This window comes from Psychroserpens mesophilus, from assembly GCF_000826645.1.
Lineage (GTDB): Bacteria > Bacteroidota > Bacteroidia > Flavobacteriales > Flavobacteriaceae > Psychroserpens > Psychroserpens mesophilus.
This window is the reverse complement of the sequence record NZ_JXJP01000022.1, coordinates 1-17,650: the sequence shown is the minus strand read 5'-3', so window position 1 is coordinate 17,650 and position 17,650 is coordinate 1. Positions and strand designations below refer to the sequence as shown.

Here is a 17,650-nt window from a genome sequence, read left to right as displayed (position 1 = left end):
AAGAATTTAAAGCCCATTTCACCCTGAAAAGATAAATGCTTAATTCAAAACAACAAAAGGCTTTATGATTTCATAAAGCCTTTTGTCACTCATAAATAACCAGTTTATTAACGCTTGAAAAAGTAATTCTAGGCTGTAAAGATGTGATAAAAAAACAATGCTAGATGAAAATCTAGCATTGTTTTTTTTACTTTATACAGTTAAACTAACTTATAGATTAAAGGCTACTGAAAGCGTAACATTTGAATTAATAGCATCTACCGTTGCTGCATCAGTTAGGCCAACAGAGTAAAGTGGATTATTAACTGTTCTTTCAGCCTGATCGAACGTTAAATCTAATCTAGTGTTTCCAAAATTATAACCTAAACCCAGAGAATAGCCTGTAAGATTTCCAACGAATGATTCATCCAAATAAGGACTTTCTTCAAAACGATAACCACCTCTGAAACTAAATTGTTTGTATTTGTATTCACCTCCAAATCTATAGGTATTGGCAGCTTTAAATACATTGCTAATAAGTTGATTTTGAGAAATGAAATATGAATCATTTTCAGGTCTAAACTCCATATTTGAATAATCTCTTCTCGAGTAATCAAAACTTAATAGACCTTTGTCACCAAAAACATAAGCCAGACTTCCAGTGATTTTACCAGGAGACCTCAATCTATATTCAGGAAAAATATTTATGATATTTGGGTTGACATCAGAAATAAAACTTCCATCTACGTCATCTACAAAAGTTGAAACACTTTGAGTAGTTTCTTCAACAATTCTAAACCATGTTGGTGAATTGTAAGTAAAACCAGCTCGTAGTTCTTGAGTTAGCTTAAAGATTGCTCCCAATTGAAAAGAAAACCCATTACCAACGGTTAACAAATTGTTTTCAAAATCTACACTAGTAACTAGAGAACCAGGATTTGAATTGGTTTCTCTTAGGGAAGTATATCTATCATAATTTATAAAATGAGCATTTAAGTTCACACCTAAATATAGTCTGTCTTCATATTCAGCAGCAGCATTGAAACTTACCTTACCATTATAACCTCGCGCAATATAATCGTATTGTTGATTAAATCTGCCTTCAGCAATATTAGAAAAATAGGAGGTATTACTATCTGTGTCATTCACAGGTTCTAAAATAAAAGACTCGTAACCTAAGAAAGCTTGTTGATTGCCAAAACCATAAATAGACCCAATCTCACCATAAGCCTGAGAAATTGTCTCATCTGAAAATCTAGAAATTTCATCAAGTCTTAGTCCTTGTGCATATGCTAAAAAATAGTTGTCAATAGAATTGGTGTTACTTCCGTTGGCATACCATTGATTACTGTGGTTAGCAGTCTTGTCGTAAGCTAAACTGATTACAAATTTTTTCCATGGAGAACTGTCATCAGTATTGGCAAAAACAAATACGCCTCCTGCTTGATGTAGGTCAATTTTTGAATCTGATACAGAGGTTCTATTATTGAAATAGGCTATGTCATTATCAATATTTAGCATAGAGAGCGATATTGAAGCATGACTTCTGTTGAAAATAGCTGATCCCGCAGGGTTCAGGTTAACAGCAGACATGTCGCCACCTAGCGCACCAAAGGCGCCACTTAAAGCTCTAAAACGCGCACTACCTTGTATATCGTCTTGCGAGTATCGAAGCGCATCTGTAATGTCTTGAGCGATAAGATTAGACATAGACAAGACACCTATCATTAGTATAGTTAACTTTTTCATATTAAGTTTTTTTAATTGTTGAGAATTAAATTTCTATTATCTGCGACGACCAGATGAACCTCTACTACTTGATGATCTGGTAGTTCCTGATGATCTAGTTGAACTTCTTGAACTTCTTACTGAAGATGAACTACTACTTCTTCTTGGAGAAGTCGACATTCTAGTACTTGACCGTGTGCTGTTAGAACGAGGTCTAGTTACGTTGCTGTTTCGTCTTGTAGTATTAGTTCTAGTTCTTGTGCTGTTTCTTCTAACAGTTGAATTATTATTTCGTCTTGTAGTAGTTCTTGTTGCATTACTATTCCTTCTAATAGCTGAACTTCGTCTTGATAAATTTGAAGTATTCCTTCTTGTCACAGTGTTTCTGTTACCATACACTAGATTAGAGCCACGTCGTCCTGAATTGTATGCCAAGCCACGATTATTGTAGTAATATCCATGAAAACCTGGTGGGCACCAAAAATTGTTTCCCCATCCGGCATTCCAACCCCATCCAGCATTCCAGCCCCAGTTATTCCATCCCCATCCAAAAGTACCAAAGCCTGCATTCCAACCCCAATTATTCCAGCCCCAACTATTCCAACCATAACGCCATCCCCAAGCACCATTCCATAACCAAGGATCATTGAATCCCCAACCATAATCTATATAATTTACTGTAATGTTGTTACTTGCTTGTCCCCAGCCTGCGTATCCAGTCTGGACACCTTCATCTTGATATTCATCCGAATAATCACCTTCATAAGAATCAATGTCAGTAAATATTATTCTTTCATCGTCTGGAATACTACTGTATTGATTTGCTTTTTCGTTAAAGTAATTTTTGTAATAACTATTACTTTCTGTTTGTGATACTGGAGTTTCCGTTTCAACATTATTAGCTTCTTCATAGACGACTTGTCTTTCCTGATAAATACCATCATTGTCATAGCCAACATATTGGTATGATCCACAAGAAGCTAAAACAAATGTAAAGCTAAGTGCAACAAAAAATGGCAATTTCGTTTTTATGTAGTTGTTGAATTGCATGTTTATAAATTTTTATTGTTGAACATTACAAAAATAGCTAGTTTTCATGAACTATTTTTTTATTTAACATAATCACAATTTTTATGCCAAAATCAGCTATTTGTTTGGAAATCTTAGAAATGTAATTCTTTAGACTGATCTGGAGATGGTGTTTAAAAGTTAGATTCTCTGAAAATTCAATAGTTACCGTTAAATAAAAAAGCTCAGATATAGATTATATCTAAGCTTTTAAGAAAATATATTAGTTAAATAGTAAATATTAATTTCTCATAGATTTAACATTAATACCAATGGTATTTGAATTTGAAATGGAATTAATTCCATTGCTTGTAGTTCTTACAGTTGAACTATTTGAGTTGGAATTATTTTTGTTTGGTCGTCTTATTGTTGATCTTGAATTGTTTTTTGAGTCTGATTTAGTTGTAGAGTTATTTGAGCTTACATAGGAGTTTGATCGTATAGAAGTATTAGTTTTTATAACAGTTCTAGGTCTAGATCTTGGTTTTTCACTAGTAGTACGCTTTGTGAGTGAAGCATATCTTATCGCGTTAATCTTGGTATTATTCGTAATAACTGAGGTTTTAGCATGATTATTAGTAGAAGGCCTATTGTTAAATGCGATATAATTATAAACGGATTGCCTTTTTCCAAGTGTTTTATTAAAATGTAATCCTCTCGCCCAAGAATTGTTGCCATTTATTAGGCTATTTTCTGGTTCTCCATCCCATCCCCAATAATTCCAGATTGGTCCATTCCAAGAATTGCTTATTGATCTCCATCCATTTTGATGCCAAGGCGTGTTCCATCCTTTGTTTATCCATCCCCAGGATTCAAGTTGATTGCTTGTCCATGCCCAATTAGATCTAGCAATGCTTAATCGAGATAATGGAGAATAGATATTAATACCATAATTGTCGATTGTAACATTATTAAATCTGTTTCCAATTCCTATATACTGGTAGTTTCCAAAAAGTGATTTTCCTGTAAAATAATTAGATCTGTAAGTGTTTAAATCAGTAAAGTATAAATTATCATCATGTATTGAGGTTTCATAATCTTTTACTTTTTCATCAAAATAGTCTCGATAGTCCGTTTTTTGTGCTGCAACTGTAGGGGCATTATTTGAATTGAAATCTTTCGATGTACTGCAAGATGACAACATAAGACTAAGACTAATCACAATAAAAAATTCAGGTTTTCTTTTTAAGTAGTTTTTTAATTCCATATCCTTTGTTTTTTATTGTTAAACAATATAAAAATTAGTTAATTTTGCTAAACGAACTTCTTACTAAATACGCACAACTTTTGTGCCAAAAAATTAAAAATGAGTAAAAATCTTACAAGTAGAGCAGAAGACTATTCTAAATGGTATAATGAATTGGTTGTAAAGGCTGATTTAGCAGAAAATTCGGCTGTACGCGGCTGTATGGTTATTAAACCATATGGTTATGCAATATGGGAAAAGATGCAAGCTGAACTAGATCGAATGTTTAAAGAAACCGGTCATCAAAATGCGTATTTTCCTCTTTTTGTGCCAAAGAGTCTGTTTGAGGCGGAAGAGAAAAACGCTGAAGGATTTGCAAAAGAATGTGCTGTAGTTACTCATTATAGGCTTCAAAATGATCCTGATAATGAAGGAAAATTAAGAGTAGATCCTGAAGCTAAATTAGAAGAAGAACTTGTTGTTAGACCAACGAGCGAAGCGATAATTTGGAGTACATATAAAGGTTGGATTGAAAGTTACAGAGATTTGCCTATATTGATTAATCAGTGGGCAAATGTTGTGCGATGGGAAATGAGGACCCGTTTATTTTTACGGACAGCTGAATTTTTATGGCAAGAAGGTCATACAGCACATGCTACTAAAAAAGAAGCTTTAGCTGAAGCTGAATTAATGAATAATGTCTATTCTGAGTTTGCTGAAAACTTTATGGCTATTCCAGTTATTAAAGGCGTTAAGACTGAAAGCGAACGTTTTGCAGGAGCTATTGAAACCTTTTGTATCGAAGCTTTAATGCAGGATGGTAAAGCACTTCAGGCTGGTACATCTCATTTTTTAGGTCAAAATTTTGCCAAAGCGTTTGATGTTAAGTTTACAAATAATGAAGGTAAGCTTGAATATGTTTGGGCAACGTCATGGGGTGTTTCCACACGATTAATGGGAGCATTGATAATGACACATAGTGATGATAAAGGATTGGTTTTACCACCTAATTTAGCGCCTTCACAAGTGGTCATTGTTCCAATATATAAAACAGACGAGCAATTTGAGATTATTACTAAAAAGGCTAATTCTATAATTCAAGATTTAAAGGCTAAGGGGATTAGTTGTAAACTTGATGGTAGAACGACTCATCGACCTGGTGCTAAGTTTGCTCAGCATGAGTTACAAGGAGTGCCATTGAGAATTGCTATTGGTCCTAAAGATTTAGAAAATGGAACTGTTGAATTAGCCAGACGAGATACCTTAACAAAAGAAATTGTGGTGATGTCTGATTTAATTGCTAAAATAGATGGTTTATTGAAAAGAATTCAAGAAGAACTATTTACTAAGGCATTGACTTTTAGAGATTCTCATATTACTGAAGTTGATGATTTTGAAACATTTAAAAAAGTATTAGTTTCTAAAACTGGCTTTATATCTGCGCACTGGGATGGTACCACAGAAACTGAACTTAAGATAAAAGAATTAACAAAAGCAACCATAAGATGTATTCCTTCAGATGCGAAAAATGAAGAAGGAAAGTGTGTCTTTACTGGAAAACCTTCAAGTCGAAGAGTCCTATTTGCAAAGGCATATTAATTTTTTTTTAAAAAAGTTCGCCAAGGTGTTGCAACATTTAAAAATAGTTGTATTTTTGCATCCGCAATGAATAATTGCACGTTCATTTGAAATGTAAGTTTATCAGTAAAAAAAACATAATCTTACAATTGAATTTAAATCAAATGGCCCGTTCGTCTATCGGCTAGGACGCCAGGTTTTCATCCTGGTAAGAGGGGTTCGATTCCCCTACGGGCTACAATTTTTAATAAGAAAAAAATACAATGGCAAATCATAAGTCAGCTTTAAAGAGAATTAGAAGTAACGAAACAAAGCGTTTAACTAACAGATATCAGCACAAAACAACTCGTAATGCTATCAAAAAGTTACGTGAAATGGAAAAAGCTAAAGATGCAGAGGCATTTTTACCTACTGTTATATCTATGATTGACAAACTAGCTAAGAAGAATATTGTTCACAATAACAAAGCAGGTAACTTAAAATCTAACTTAATGAAGCATGTCGCTACGTTAAAGTAAGAATTACAATAAAACATATTACTAAAGCTTCTCAATTGAGAGGCTTTTTTTTATTTAGATATTTGAACTTTATTGGTGCAAAAAAAAGCCTTGAATTAATTATTCAAGGCTTTCCATATTTATAGGTTTTTATAATTTACCCATTCATGGATACTAAAAACTCTTCATTATTTCTTGTTTGTTTGAATCGATCGTTAATAAATTCCATTGCTTCAACAGGGTTCATGTCTGCTAAATACTTTCGCATCACCCACATTCTTTGAATCGTTGTGTCATCTAAGAGTAAATCATCACGACGAGTACTTGAAGAGGTTAAATCAATAGCAGGGAAGATTCTACGATTAGAAATCTTACGATCTAATTGTAATTCCATATTACCAGTTCCTTTGAATTCTTCAAAAATAACTTCATCCATTTTAGAACCAGTTTCGGTAAGTGCAGTTGCTATAATTGTTAACGACCCTCCATTTTCAATATTACGAGCAGCACCGAAGAAACGTTTAGGTTTGTGTAATGCATTGGCATCGACACCACCACTCAAAATTTTACCAGAAGCTGGTTGAACAGTATTATAAGCTCTTGCCAGTCGCGTAATAGAATCAAGTAAAATAACCACATCATGACCACATTCAACTAATCGCTTAGCTTTTTCTAATACGATATTCGCAATTTTAACGTGCTCGTGTGCTTCCTTATCAAACGTGGAAGCAATAACCTCACCACGTACATTACGTTGCATGTCTGTAACCTCTTCTGGACGTTCGTCAATTAATAATATCATTTGATATACTTCAGGATGGTTTGCAGCAATTGCATTTGCAACATCTTTTAAAAGCATGGTCTTACCTGTTTTAGGTTGTGATACAATCATACCACGTTGTCCTTTTCCAATAGGAGAGAATAAGTCCATAATACGAGTAGAAATTGTACTTTGCTTTTCCGCAATGTTGAATTTTTCCTGAGGAAATAAAGGTGTTAAATGCTCAAAAGACACACGATCTCTAACCACTTCAGGTTTTTGACCGTTAATTTTACTTACTTTGATTAAAGGAAAATATTTTTCGCCTTCTTTAGGTGGTCTTACATGACCAAGAACAGTATCGCCAGTTTTTAACCCAAATAAACGAATTTGAGATTGAGACACATAAATATCATCTGGAGATGACAAATAATTGTAATCTGACGAACGTAAAAAGCCGTAACCATCCTGCATAATATCTAAAACACCTTCACTTTCTATAATGGCATCAAATTCAAAATCTGGTTCTCTGTAACGGTTACGATTGTCTTTGTTACCATTATTTTTGTGAACATTGCCATCTTTTTGACGAGGCGTCGATCTATTCTCGTTATTTTTTTGACGAGGATTAGGTTTGTTATCATCCTTTTGGCGAGGATTTGACTTAGAATCATTAGAGGTTTTAGAACGATTATCGTTATTCTGATTATTCTTTTGAGTATTTCTGTTATCTTTTTTATCATTAGAATTAGACTTAGATGGTTGTACATCTTTTTTATCATCTAATTCCATTTTTTGTTGAGAAGACTTCTGTTCAGGTTTCTTCTCAACACGAGCTCTAGGTTTTCTTTCTTGCGCTGGTTTTTTTTGTTGTGCTGGTTTATTTTGTTCCTCCTTGGGAGTGTCTTTTATCACTTCTTTTTTTACCACATCAGGATTTGCTGCTTGAAAATCGAGTATTTGATAAACAAGATCTAATTTTTTTAAACTGCGGTACTTTGGAACATTTAGTTTCTGCGCTATATCCTGAAGCTCAGGAAGCTTTTTTGCTTTTAATTCGGAAATTTCGAACATGTATATTTTGTAATTAAATTTTATAAACTGAAATTGATTTAATCCTTACTTTTCTGAAAAAATGTAATTAGTGGGAAAAATTTGAAAAAAATCTGAAGATTTAATAAGCTGTCGCACTGTTGTGTAACATATTATTAATGCAATAATACAATTTTATTTTTAAAATTTAATGCATCTTTTAAAAAGAAACTATTAATTTTGTGCCTCATTATTGAAAGTAATAAATGATTCAACGTATTCAATCCATTTACCTTTTGTTGTCGGCTATAGTTTCAGCTGGCTTAATTTTTGTTTTTCATTTATGGACTAATACAGAAGATGTTCCTGTCTTTGCTAAGGATGAATACTTATATTTAGGTTTGTTTTTAGGATCTGCTTTACTATCTTTAATTGCAATTTTTAACTATAAAAACAGGAAGTTTCAATTTGTTTTGGGACGACTGAATATCATATTAAATTTTATTTTATTAGGATTTTTTGTATATCAATTGCTAATACCACCTGGAGAAAGTCAAATTTCAGAGAAAGGTGTTGGGATATTCATACCTATTTTGTCTATCGTGTTATTGGTTTTAGCCAATAAAGCCATAAAAAAGGATGAAGATCTTGTGAAATCTGTCGATCGATTACGATAAACCCTATTATCTTAATTATTTTAGTGCGTAAACCCAAGGTGAAGACCTTGGGTTTTTTTATTATTTTAATAACGTTTCGGAAATTCTATGACTTCTAAATTGTCAATGGATTTACCATTTATTGTAAATCTGAGCATCGTCCGTACCTTGTGAAATCCATGTTTGCCAACAGCTCCTGGATTCATGTGTAGTAAATTATATCGTTTGTCTGGCATGACTTTTAAGATATGTGAATGACCGCAAATAAAAATTTTTGGAGGATTTGTTTTAATAAGATCTCTAGTTCTTACGTTGTATTTTGGAGGATAACCTCCAATATGAGTTATCCAAACATCTACATCTTCACATTTAAAGCGATTGTTTTCAGGAAACTCAACCCTTATTTTAGCATTATCTATATTTCCATAAACGGCACGTAAGGGTTTTAGCTTTTTAATAGCATCAGTCACGCTTAAATCACCAATATCTCCAGCATGCCACACTTCATCTGCCTGTTTAACATATTTCAATATATCATCATCGATATAGCTGTGTGTATCTGAAAGTAAAAGGATTTTGGTCATAAATAGGTTCCGTCTAAAAGAAGATTCTTTTAATTTTGTTAATAATACCGAAATTTCGAGATAGCCTTAACAGGAATAAATTATCTTTGTTCTTTTACAAAAATACGAGTTTACTTGAGATATTTTATCGAATTATCATATAACGGAAAATCTTATCATGGCTGGCAAATTCAACCAAATGCTATTACAGTTCAGGAAGTATTAGAGCATGCACTTTCAACTGTATTACAATCTAAAATTTCTGTAATGGGTGCAGGCCGAACAGATACTGGTGTACATGCATCTCAAATGTTTGCTCATTTTGATTTTGATGAGTTCATTGATGATAATTTGGTTTTTAAGCTGAATTCATTTTTGCCAGACGACATTGCAATTCATTCTGTTTTTCAGGTTAATGATGAATCACATGCACGATTTGATGCATTAAGCAGAACGTATATTTATAAGATTTCGCAAAACAAAAATGTATTTAACTCTAATTTGGCATATGCATTATATCATCCATTAGATATTGAGGCTATGAATAGGGCTTGTGAGATTCTATTGACCTATAAAGATTTTCAATGCTTTTCTAAAGTTCATACAGACGTTAAAACGTATTATTGTAAGATTATGTTTGCACAATGGGCATATAAAGAAAATGAGTTGGTGTTCACCATTCAGGCTGATCGGTTTTTAAGAAATATGGTACGTGCTATTGTTGGCACGATGATTAATATTGGTTCAGGAAAAATGAAAGTTGAAGATTTGCATGATGTTATAAAATCAAAAAATAGAAGTGAAGCAGGTTTTTCAGTGCCAGCTCATGGATTGTATTTAATAAAAATTGAATACCCAAATACGATAACAAATTAAATGGTTAACGAAAAGAAAAAAGTTTTCGATGTATCGCTTTTTAAGCGCTTACTACACTATATCAGACCATATAAACTTGTGTTTATAATATCATTGGTTTGTGTAGTTGGTCTTGCTGGTTTTGGTGCTTTGAGGCCTTATGTTTTGCAGCAAGCCATCGATCAACATGTCGCTTTAAAACAATATGATGGCTTTATGTTTTTCATTATTGCAATGCTGGTTTTGTTGATACTTGAAGTTGTGAGTCAGTTATTATTTATCTACTATGCCAGTTGGTTAGGCCAGTCAGTCGTTAAAGATATTAGAGTGAAGCTTTACCAACATGTACTAAGGTTTAAAATGAAATATTATGACAAATCTTCGGTTGGAGTTCTCATAACCAGAACGGTTACAGATATGGAACGGATTGCTGATATATTTGGAGACGGACTTTTCATGATTTTTAGTGATGTATTGAAAATGTTGGTTGTTGGTGGAATGATGTTTTATATGAATTGGAAGCTGAGCCTTATTGCTTTTGTGACCTTACCAATCGTTTTATTTGCCACTAAAATTTTTCAAAAATATATGAAACGCGCTTTCGAAGAAGTTCGAACTGAGGTATCCAACTTAAATTCATTTGTGCAGGAACGTGTTACAGGAATGAAAATTCTTCAGCTATTTACGCGAGAAGCTACCGAATACAAGAAATTTAAAGCTATCAATGAACGTCATAAAAAAGGCTGGTTAAAAACAGTATGGTACAATTCCGTGTTTTTTCCAATTGCTGAACTTTTATCTTCAATTACCTTAGGGACTATTATTTGGGTTGGAGGTATCGGAGTTGTAATGAAGGGTACAGCGACTGAAGGCGATTTGTTTGCATTTATCATGTTTGTCCCGATGTTATTCAGACCATTAAACCAAATAGCTAACAAATTTAATACACTTCAAATGGGAATGGTAGCAGCAGATCGTGTGTTTAAGGTGTTAGATACCACGTCTCAAATAGACGATACTGGAACTACAGTTGCCTCCGAATTTAAAGGAGACATAACTTTTAAGAATGTTCATTTTTCATATGTTGAAGATGAAGAAGTCCTGAAAGGAATCTCATTAGAAGTTAAATCAGGAGAAACGATTGCTATTGTTGGTGCAACAGGAGCAGGAAAATCTACAATTATTAATTTATTGAATCGTTTTTACGACATTCAGCAAGGAACGATTAGTATTGATGGCGTAGATATTAAAAGTTTGACTTTGAAGTCGCTGCGTGCTCAAATTGCTATTGTATTACAAGATGTTTTTCTGTTTGCAGACACGATTTTTAACAATATCACACTCAAAAATCCGAATATCACAGAAGCTCAAGTTGAGCAAGCTGCAAAGGATATTGGAATTCATGATTTCATTACAAGTTTACCAAATGGTTACCACTATAACGTCAAGGAACGTGGTGTAATGTTGTCTTCAGGTCAACGTCAATTGATTTCTTTTTTGCGAGCTTATGTGACCAATCCTAGTATTTTGGTATTGGATGAAGCAACCTCTTCTGTCGATTCATATTCTGAACAGTTAATACAAGATGCTACTGATAAAATTACTAAAGACAGAACTTCAATAGTCATCGCACATCGTTTGGCGACGGTTCAAAAAGCCGATCAGATTATTGTGATGGATGATGGTCGTATTGTAGAAAAAGGGACACATGACGAGCTTCTTAAAAAAGAAGATGGGTATTACAGAAATCTTTATGAAGTTCAATTTTTAAAGGCTGAAGCAGTTTAACCTTTTGCTTGTTTTGCAGCATCCATGGCGGCTCGTTGTGCTTCAATCATTTCTTGCATATCACCAGTCATAAGCATAATAACAACAACAATTATAGTAGCGATTACCATAACTATTCCCAATATGGCTATAAATAGAAGCGTTCTAACTACAATCTCACCAAAAGTAAGCTTATATAGTCGTTTTAAAATATAAGCAGCATAAAGTACCATTAATGGTAGAAATATCATGCTAACAAGACCATTTGCGACGCCAAACATGGCTGCTATTATAATGACTGCGGCAGAAATTATAGATACTTGAGATTGCCAATACAGAAAAACAACAATCAACTCCGTGTAATTGAATTTTTTTAATCCTAGAAAAGAAACTCTAGCAATGAGTGCGTAAATTGGTATGTACAGCATCATAAATAAGGACATGTACTCTTGGATAAAGCTCATGTTTTTTTGTTGAAATTCTTCTTGACCTTCAACTGCAAAATTTGAAAAATCTAGTGATTCAGGAAAAAACTTATTTAAGATTAAAAGATACAACCCAGTTAAGGTTATTGCTAATCCAAAGTAACTTATAGGGTTCACATAACGTTTTCTTACACCTTTTATATAACCACCAATAACAACTTCTGGTTGTTTGAACATATCAATTAATGTTCGCAAAAGTTTATTGTCATAGTTAAAAAAAGTTTCACTTATGTGTTCAAATAAATTGCGAAATGTTAATCGATTTCTAATCACTTTTCCACCGCAATTATTGCAAAATTCGCTGTGTTCAGAAAGCTCAGTATGACAATTTTTACAGTTCATAATTTAAATTATTCATGATTTCTTAAGAATGTACATTACAATAAAAGCCAAAATACCAAGTGCTATCATCAGAACAATAAATAAAAAGCCATATCCAACCATTACAATAAGGAAATAAGCTAATGAAATTAAGAACGAGGTCTTAAAGACACGTTTTAATACATAAAAGAAGTAGGCAAATATAAAAATACTGGTTATTACAGAAATTAGCATAAAATCAACATCAAAACATAAAAGGACAATTGTAATAAAAGCATTTATAATTATTACTTGAGCTGAGTAATAGAGGTTGATGACTAAATGTTCTGTAAAATTATAGTGTCTTACTCCTACAACCCAATAGGCTAACCACGTAGATATTGCAGAAAATGGAACACTAAGTACATAAATGACACTTTGATAATTATTATAATCTTCGAACTGAAGGCTATTAAAAGGATTGTTTTTTTGCGATTCTGGATCAATTCCCAAAGGATTAAACATGTTTGGATCTAACTCCATAGCTTCCTTGAAAAACGTGTTCATTAAAAAAACTTGAATACCAACCAGAGTAAGCGAAATGGCAAAATACTGAATAACATTTACGTACTTTTTACGCGTGCCTTCAATAAACCCATTGATTACGGTTTCAGGTTGGGAGAATAAATGAAGAAATGTTTTTAGAAACTTATTGTCAATATTAAAAAACTGTTCGTTTATCTCGGCTGTAATATTTTTGAATGTTAGTCGCTTTTTAACAATTTTAGCTCCACATAAGGGACAATAATTAATGAGTTTGCTTAATGCAGTATTACAATTTTTACAGTTCATATTACACGAGATCTTTCTTTATGAGGTTCAATAATTCATCCGCGTTTTCAAACATCACAAATTCACCATTTTTAATGTAAGATATTTGTCCGGTTTCTTCACTCACCACTAATGCAATGGCATCAGTTTTTTCAGTAATACCTACAGCAGCTCTATGTCTTAATCCAAAACGCTGCGGAATATTTTTTTCATTATTTACAGGAAGAATCACTCGTGTGGCTTTAACCGTATTGTTATCTATGATGATTGCGCCATCGTGCAACGGACTGTTTTTAAAGAAAATACTTTCTATGATAGGCTGCGTAACTTTAATATTCATTTCATCACCAGTACTTACCAGAAAATCCAGATTGTTATTACGTTCTAACACAATCAAAGCACCTGTTTTAGTGCTTCCCATTTTATGACAAGCAGCAACAATCGCATCGACATTAGTTTCAGTTTCAATATCGTTTTTAAGAAATTTCATCTTACTGAATAACTTGCCACGACCACTCAAATTAGTCGAGCCAACCATAAGCAAGAACTTCCTAATTTCAGGCTGAAATACGACGATTAAGGCAATAATTCCAACCTTCATAAAACCATCAAAAATATTATGAAGCATTTGCATCTCCATAAGGTCAGTGACTTTCCAAACGGCATAAATAATGATGATTCCAATAAATATATTAATGGCAACAGTACCTTTGACAAGCTTATAGATGTAGTAGAGTAAGATAGCGACGAGAAATACGTCGATAAAATCTATAATACCAAAATCCCAAAATTTGAATTTATCCAAGGCTAGCGTGTTTCTGTAAATGTAATAATTTATGCTTAATAAATAAATTCGTTGTCTTCTATCGGAATGCCTTCATCTTCTAAGTTTTGAATTTTAGATTTGTTGGTAATGTATTCCTGAAAACTTAATTTGGACGAAAACAAGAGATAAAGTTTGAAGTTTTGTTCAGTTTTAAAGTCATCTTTAATTTTCTGAAGGGCATCTTCAATATTGGAGTACACTTCAGTGTTTGATTCGTCTTTGTACAACGTTTCCAGACTATAATTATTTGCCGAAATGACATTTAAAGCTAAACTCATTTTTTCTGAACGTTTGTTAAACTTAAAATAATCGCTAAGCGTCTTATGTTTATATAGAACATTAGTAAACTCTATAAATCCTAAATTTTGAATGCTGGTATCGTTGCAGGTATAGTAGTTTTTTGCATTTTCATTTTTATGCATTTGTGCACTACGCTTTTTATCTTGTAGGAATACGATCTTCGGAATGGCTTGTTCTAAGGTAAGACGTTTGTCGACATTAAATAACCAGTTTGTTGTTCCGATTAAGTTTTTTCGGTTGAGCTCCACACTATCAGGTTGCACTTCATTATAAAAGATATATGCAGGCGAAACATCTAAAATTTCTGTGATTTTGGCATTTTTTATTTCTGGTAATAACACTGTTTTCTCGTTTCCGCAGGAAACTAGTATTACTAGTATAAAGATTAATTTATAAAACTTCATTTTCATTTTTTTTTTACAACTCAACAACTCAACATATTAGTTAGTTTAATACTTTCTACAGCTTCCTTAACATCATGAACTCTCAAAATATGAGCACCTTTTTGTAGAGCAATTGTATTGAGAACAGTAGTTCCATTAAGCGCATGTTCTGCTGAAGTATCAAGTGTTTTGTATATCATAGATTTTCGAGACATACCAACAAGAAGAGGCAAGTCGGTTATGTGGAGAAGTTCTAATTTGTTCAGCAATTCATAATTTTGTTCTAAGGTTTTTGCAAATCCGAAGCCAGGATCAATTATCAAATCAACAATTCCTAAAGCTCTGGCTTTTTCAATACGTTCAGAAAAATAAAAAAGAATCTCTTTAACCAGGTTCTTATAATGGGTTTGTTGTTGCATGGTTTTTGGCGTTCCTCTCATGTGCATCATGATATAAGGTACTTTCAGTTTTGCAACAGTTTTGAGCATATTTTTATCTAAATGTCCTGCCGAAATATCATTAATCAAACTTGCTCCAGCATCTATACATTGTTTTGCAACTTCACTTCTAAAGGTATCAACGGATAGCAAAATCTCAGGGAAATTTTTAATAATAAGGTCAACTACAGGTAAAATTCGTTGTAACTCTTCCGTTTCACTTACATTATCTGCGTTGGGTTTTGAACTATAAGCACCAACATCAATAAACGTAGCGCCTTCTTCTAACATCTGATCAACCTGACGCATCACAGAAGAGGTATTTCTGAAGCGTCCACCATCATAAAATGAATCTGGTGTCACATTCAAAATGCCCATTACTTTCGGCTGACTCAAGTCAATTAACTGGCCTTTACAATTGATGGTTTTATTCAAAACTATATAGTATGGTTAAAGTTTTTAAATCTGATTAATTTATGCGAAATTTACGGAAAATTAAATGTTTTAAATGCAAGATACTTCAAAACAATATGATGATGTTATCGCGCAATGCAGAAGTCTTTTTATCAATAAAATGAAAGATTACGGAAGTGCATGGCGTATTTTAAGGTTACCATCGTTAACTGATCAGATTTTTATAAAAGCACAACGCATAAGAGGATTGCAACAAAATAGTGTTCGAAAAGTTGACGAAGGCGAGATCAGTGAGTTTATCGGAATTATTAACTATTGCACAATGGCTTTAATTCAGTTAGAGAAAGGTGTGGTGGAACAGCCTGACTTGTCTGTTGATGAAGCCATAAGTCTTTACGATGAAAAAATTGCGATTACGAAACAACTAATGATGGATAAGAATCATGATTATGGTGAAGCCTGGAGAGAAATGCGAGTGAGTAGCTTAACCGATTTAATCTTACAGAAATTATTACGTGTGAAACAAATTGAAGATAATTCAGGAAAAACCATTGTAAGTGAAGGTATTGATGCAAACTATCAGGATATGATTAATTATTCGGTTTTTGCCATGATTCATCTCAATGAAGAATAAATAATTTAAAATAAATGTCACCTTGAGCTTGGTCGAAAGGTCTTAATATAACTTATGAAAGCATTAGTCAACATCTCAAGAATCCTAATTGGAGCACTTTTTATTTTCTCAGGATTTATCAAACTCAATGATCCATTAGGATTTTCATATAAACTGGAAGAATATTTTAGTTATGATGTTTTAGATATTCCTTTTTTAATACCTTTTGCACTTGGGATTTCAATATTTGTTGTTGTTTTCGAAGTCATACTTGGTGTGTTTTTATTACTGGGTTATAAACCTAAATTTACAGTTTGGAGTTTATTAGGAATGATTGTATTCTTTACGTTTTTAACCTTCTATGCGGCGTATTTCGATAAGGTAAAAGATTGTGGTTGTTTTGGTGATTTTCTAAAATTGACGCCTTGGCAATCTTTTGGTAAAGACGTGATATTGCTGGTTTTAATTTTAATACTGTTCGTTGGTCAAAGACATATAAAGCCTATTTTAAGTAAATTCGGATTAACGGTTGGCGCTTTACTGAGTTTTATCGTTTGTCTTTGGTTTGGATATCACGTATTGATGCATTTGCCAACCTTCGATTTTAGAGCCTATAAAATTGGTGATAATCTTCAGGAGAATATGACATTACCAGCAGATGCTAAAGATGCGATTATAGATTATCATTGGACCTACACTTTAAATGGTGAAGAAAAAGTGTTTACAGATCGTGGTCGCGGACCAAAAACCTATGATAAAATTATTGGTGTAGAAACGGAAACAGTTCAGGAAGGAGATGTACCTAAAATTCAGGATTTTTCAATAGAATCTGAAGATGAAGATCTAACACAGCAGTTTCTAGAAACCGAAAAACTAGTGATGATTGTATCCTATAATTTAGATAAAGCTGAAGCAGATGGAATGGCTAAATTGAAAGCAATTACTGATGAGGCTAAGAAAAAAGGATACACTGTAATAGGCTTAACAGCATCTGGTGAAGACAAGAAAAAGGAAATTCAAAGCGCTTATAATTTAGATGTTGACTTCTATCTATGCGATGAAAAAGTACTTAAAACCATTGTTCGTGCTAATCCAGGAGTTGTAGTGCTTGAAAAAGGAACTGTGACGCAAAAAGTGCATTGGAATGATATTGATGATTTAGAGTTTTAGTATTGGTAAGTCGTTGAGTCGTTTAGTTGTGGAGTCGTTGATTTGTCATTCAGAATGAAGTGAAACGAAATGAAGAATCTACATAAAACCATAAAGATTCCTCGTAATCTCGGAATGACAAAATACTAATACATTAAGCATAACAATAGCTTTGTTAAAACTTAAACATACTCATGATTTTAGAAAGTTCTTTTTTTATTTTTCACCTAAACACCTAAACAC

At 33.0% G+C, this 17,650-nt stretch carries 17 protein-coding genes and 1 tRNA gene; 8 read left to right on the top strand and 10 right to left on the bottom strand.

Annotated elements, in window-relative coordinates:
* Positions 1 to 210: 210 nt before the first annotated feature.
* From TD18_RS14925 to TD18_RS14915, 3 genes are all read right to left on the bottom strand, one after another.
* Complete coding sequence (locus TD18_RS14925) at positions 211 to 1,728, bottom strand: OmpP1/FadL family transporter (protein ID WP_040254216.1); 1,518 nt, start codon at positions 1,726 to 1,728, stop codon at positions 211 to 213.
* Between the two features lie 36 nt (positions 1,729 to 1,764).
* On the bottom strand, positions 1,765 to 2,757 hold the full coding sequence (locus TD18_RS14920) for a hypothetical protein (RefSeq protein ID WP_040254213.1): 993 nt from the start codon (positions 2,755 to 2,757) through the stop codon (positions 1,765 to 1,767).
* 259 nt (positions 2,758 to 3,016) lie between these two features.
* A complete protein-coding gene (locus TD18_RS14915) occupies positions 3,017 to 3,982 on the bottom strand; it encodes a hypothetical protein (protein WP_040254211.1) in 966 nt (321 codons plus the stop codon).
* 99 nt (positions 3,983 to 4,081) lie between these two features.
* Between TD18_RS14915 and proS the strand changes: the two genes are divergently transcribed.
* From proS to rpsT, 3 genes are all read left to right on the top strand, one after another.
* The gene (gene proS, locus TD18_RS14910) at positions 4,082 to 5,560 is read left to right on the top strand and encodes a proline--tRNA ligase (protein WP_040254209.1); all 1,479 of its coding nucleotides are present in this window, start codon (positions 4,082 to 4,084) and stop codon (positions 5,558 to 5,560) included.
* A 145-nt stretch (positions 5,561 to 5,705) separates the two neighbouring features.
* Positions 5,706 to 5,777 (top strand) — tRNA-Glu (locus TD18_RS14905).
* Positions 5,778 to 5,802: 25 nt separating this feature from the next.
* Positions 5,803 to 6,057, top strand: a complete 255-nt coding sequence (gene rpsT, locus TD18_RS14900) for a 30S ribosomal protein S20 (protein ID WP_040254207.1) — start codon at positions 5,803 to 5,805, stop codon at positions 6,055 to 6,057.
* A 136-nt stretch (positions 6,058 to 6,193) separates the two neighbouring features.
* On the opposite strand, the gene rho is transcribed toward rpsT, so the two are convergent.
* Positions 6,194 to 7,870 carry a transcription termination factor Rho gene (gene rho / locus TD18_RS14895; protein ID WP_040254206.1) on the bottom strand — a complete coding sequence of 559 codons (1,677 nt, stop codon included), beginning with the start codon at positions 7,868 to 7,870 and terminating at the stop codon, positions 6,194 to 6,196.
* A 224-nt stretch (positions 7,871 to 8,094) separates the two neighbouring features.
* Here rho and TD18_RS14890 point away from each other — a divergent pair, with 224 nt between their 5' ends.
* Positions 8,095 to 8,505: a DUF4293 domain-containing protein gene (locus tag TD18_RS14890; protein WP_040254205.1), complete on the top strand. Its 411-nt coding sequence runs from the start codon at positions 8,095 to 8,097 to the stop codon at positions 8,503 to 8,505.
* A 65-nt stretch (positions 8,506 to 8,570) separates the two neighbouring features.
* On the opposite strand, the gene TD18_RS14885 is transcribed toward TD18_RS14890, so the two are convergent.
* Positions 8,571 to 9,068 carry a metallophosphoesterase family protein gene (locus tag TD18_RS14885; RefSeq protein ID WP_040254202.1) on the bottom strand — a complete coding sequence of 166 codons (498 nt, stop codon included), beginning with the start codon at positions 9,066 to 9,068 and terminating at the stop codon, positions 8,571 to 8,573.
* Between the two features lie 114 nt (positions 9,069 to 9,182).
* Between TD18_RS14885 and truA the strand changes: the two genes are divergently transcribed.
* Both truA and TD18_RS14875 read left to right on the top strand, forming a co-directional pair.
* Positions 9,183 to 9,923, top strand: coding sequence for a tRNA pseudouridine(38-40) synthase TruA (gene truA / locus TD18_RS14880; protein ID WP_040254200.1), 741 nt, complete (start codon positions 9,183 to 9,185; stop codon positions 9,921 to 9,923).
* Positions 9,924 to 11,690, top strand: a complete 1,767-nt coding sequence (locus TD18_RS14875; protein WP_040254198.1) for an ABC transporter ATP-binding protein — start codon at positions 9,924 to 9,926, stop codon at positions 11,688 to 11,690.
* On the opposite strand, the gene TD18_RS14870 is transcribed toward TD18_RS14875, so the two are convergent.
* The 5 genes from TD18_RS14870 to folP are packed head-to-tail and all read right to left on the bottom strand — an operon-like array spanning position 11,687 to position 15,609.
* Positions 11,687 to 12,496, bottom strand: coding sequence for a DUF3667 domain-containing protein (locus tag TD18_RS14870; RefSeq protein ID WP_040254196.1), 810 nt, complete (start codon positions 12,494 to 12,496; stop codon positions 11,687 to 11,689). The two genes, TD18_RS14875 and TD18_RS14870, sit on opposite strands and share 4 nt — an antisense overlap.
* Before the next feature lie 12 nt (positions 12,497 to 12,508).
* Positions 12,509 to 13,306, bottom strand: coding sequence for a DUF3667 domain-containing protein (locus TD18_RS14865; RefSeq protein ID WP_040254194.1), 798 nt, complete (start codon positions 13,304 to 13,306; stop codon positions 12,509 to 12,511).
* A gap of 1 nt (position 13,307) precedes the next feature.
* The gene (gene cdaA, locus TD18_RS14860; protein WP_040254192.1) at positions 13,308 to 14,090 is read right to left on the bottom strand and encodes a diadenylate cyclase CdaA; all 783 of its coding nucleotides are present in this window, start codon (positions 14,088 to 14,090) and stop codon (positions 13,308 to 13,310) included.
* Positions 14,091 to 14,125: 35 nt separating this feature from the next.
* Positions 14,126 to 14,815, bottom strand: coding sequence for a hypothetical protein (locus TD18_RS16840; RefSeq protein ID WP_052461209.1), 690 nt, complete (start codon positions 14,813 to 14,815; stop codon positions 14,126 to 14,128).
* A 20-nt stretch (positions 14,816 to 14,835) separates the two neighbouring features.
* Complete coding sequence (gene folP, locus TD18_RS14850) at positions 14,836 to 15,609, bottom strand: dihydropteroate synthase (RefSeq protein WP_052461210.1); 774 nt, start codon at positions 15,607 to 15,609, stop codon at positions 14,836 to 14,838.
* A 130-nt stretch (positions 15,610 to 15,739) separates the two neighbouring features.
* On the opposite strand from folP, the gene TD18_RS14845 reads away from it, so the two are divergent.
* Together TD18_RS14845 and TD18_RS14840 are read left to right on the top strand one after the other, a co-directional pair.
* Positions 15,740 to 16,279 carry a DUF1599 domain-containing protein gene (locus TD18_RS14845; RefSeq protein WP_040254187.1) on the top strand — a complete coding sequence of 180 codons (540 nt, stop codon included), beginning with the start codon at positions 15,740 to 15,742 and terminating at the stop codon, positions 16,277 to 16,279.
* Positions 16,280 to 16,333: 54 nt separating this feature from the next.
* The gene (locus TD18_RS14840) at positions 16,334 to 17,428 is read left to right on the top strand and encodes a BT_3928 family protein (protein ID WP_040254185.1); all 1,095 of its coding nucleotides are present in this window, start codon (positions 16,334 to 16,336) and stop codon (positions 17,426 to 17,428) included.
* The last annotated feature ends 222 nt before the right edge of the window (positions 17,429 to 17,650 follow it).

Coding starts and splice junctions, on each gene's coding strand:
- TD18_RS14925 (WP_040254216.1), bottom strand. CDS start 1,728: ATGAAAAAGTTAACTATACTAATGATAGGTGTCTTGTCTATGTCTAAT.
- TD18_RS14920 (WP_040254213.1), bottom strand. CDS start 2,757: ATGCAATTCAACAACTACATAAAAACGAAATTGCCATTTTTTGTTGCA.
- TD18_RS14915 (WP_040254211.1), bottom strand. CDS start 3,982: ATGGAATTAAAAAACTACTTAAAAAGAAAACCTGAATTTTTTATTGTG.
- proS (WP_040254209.1), top strand. CDS start 4,082: ATGAGTAAAAATCTTACAAGTAGAGCAGAAGACTATTCTAAATGGTAT.
- rpsT (WP_040254207.1), top strand. CDS start 5,803: ATGGCAAATCATAAGTCAGCTTTAAAGAGAATTAGAAGTAACGAAACA.
- rho (WP_040254206.1), bottom strand. CDS start 7,870: ATGTTCGAAATTTCCGAATTAAAAGCAAAAAAGCTTCCTGAGCTTCAG.
- TD18_RS14890 (WP_040254205.1), top strand. CDS start 8,095: ATGATTCAACGTATTCAATCCATTTACCTTTTGTTGTCGGCTATAGTT.
- TD18_RS14885 (WP_040254202.1), bottom strand. CDS start 9,068: ATGACCAAAATCCTTTTACTTTCAGATACACACAGCTATATCGATGAT.
- TD18_RS14875 (WP_040254198.1), top strand. CDS start 9,924: ATGGTTAACGAAAAGAAAAAAGTTTTCGATGTATCGCTTTTTAAGCGC.
- TD18_RS14870 (WP_040254196.1), bottom strand. CDS start 12,496: ATGAACTGTAAAAATTGTCATACTGAGCTTTCTGAACACAGCGAATTT.
- TD18_RS14865 (WP_040254194.1), bottom strand. CDS start 13,306: ATGAACTGTAAAAATTGTAATACTGCATTAAGCAAACTCATTAATTAT.
- TD18_RS16840 (WP_052461209.1), bottom strand. CDS start 14,815: ATGAAGTTTTATAAATTAATCTTTATACTAGTAATACTAGTTTCCTGC.
- folP (WP_052461210.1), bottom strand. CDS start 15,609: ATGGGCATTTTGAATGTGACACCAGATTCATTTTATGATGGTGGACGC.
- TD18_RS14845 (WP_040254187.1), top strand. CDS start 15,740: ATGCAAGATACTTCAAAACAATATGATGATGTTATCGCGCAATGCAGA.
- TD18_RS14840 (WP_040254185.1), top strand. CDS start 16,334: ATGAAAGCATTAGTCAACATCTCAAGAATCCTAATTGGAGCACTTTTT.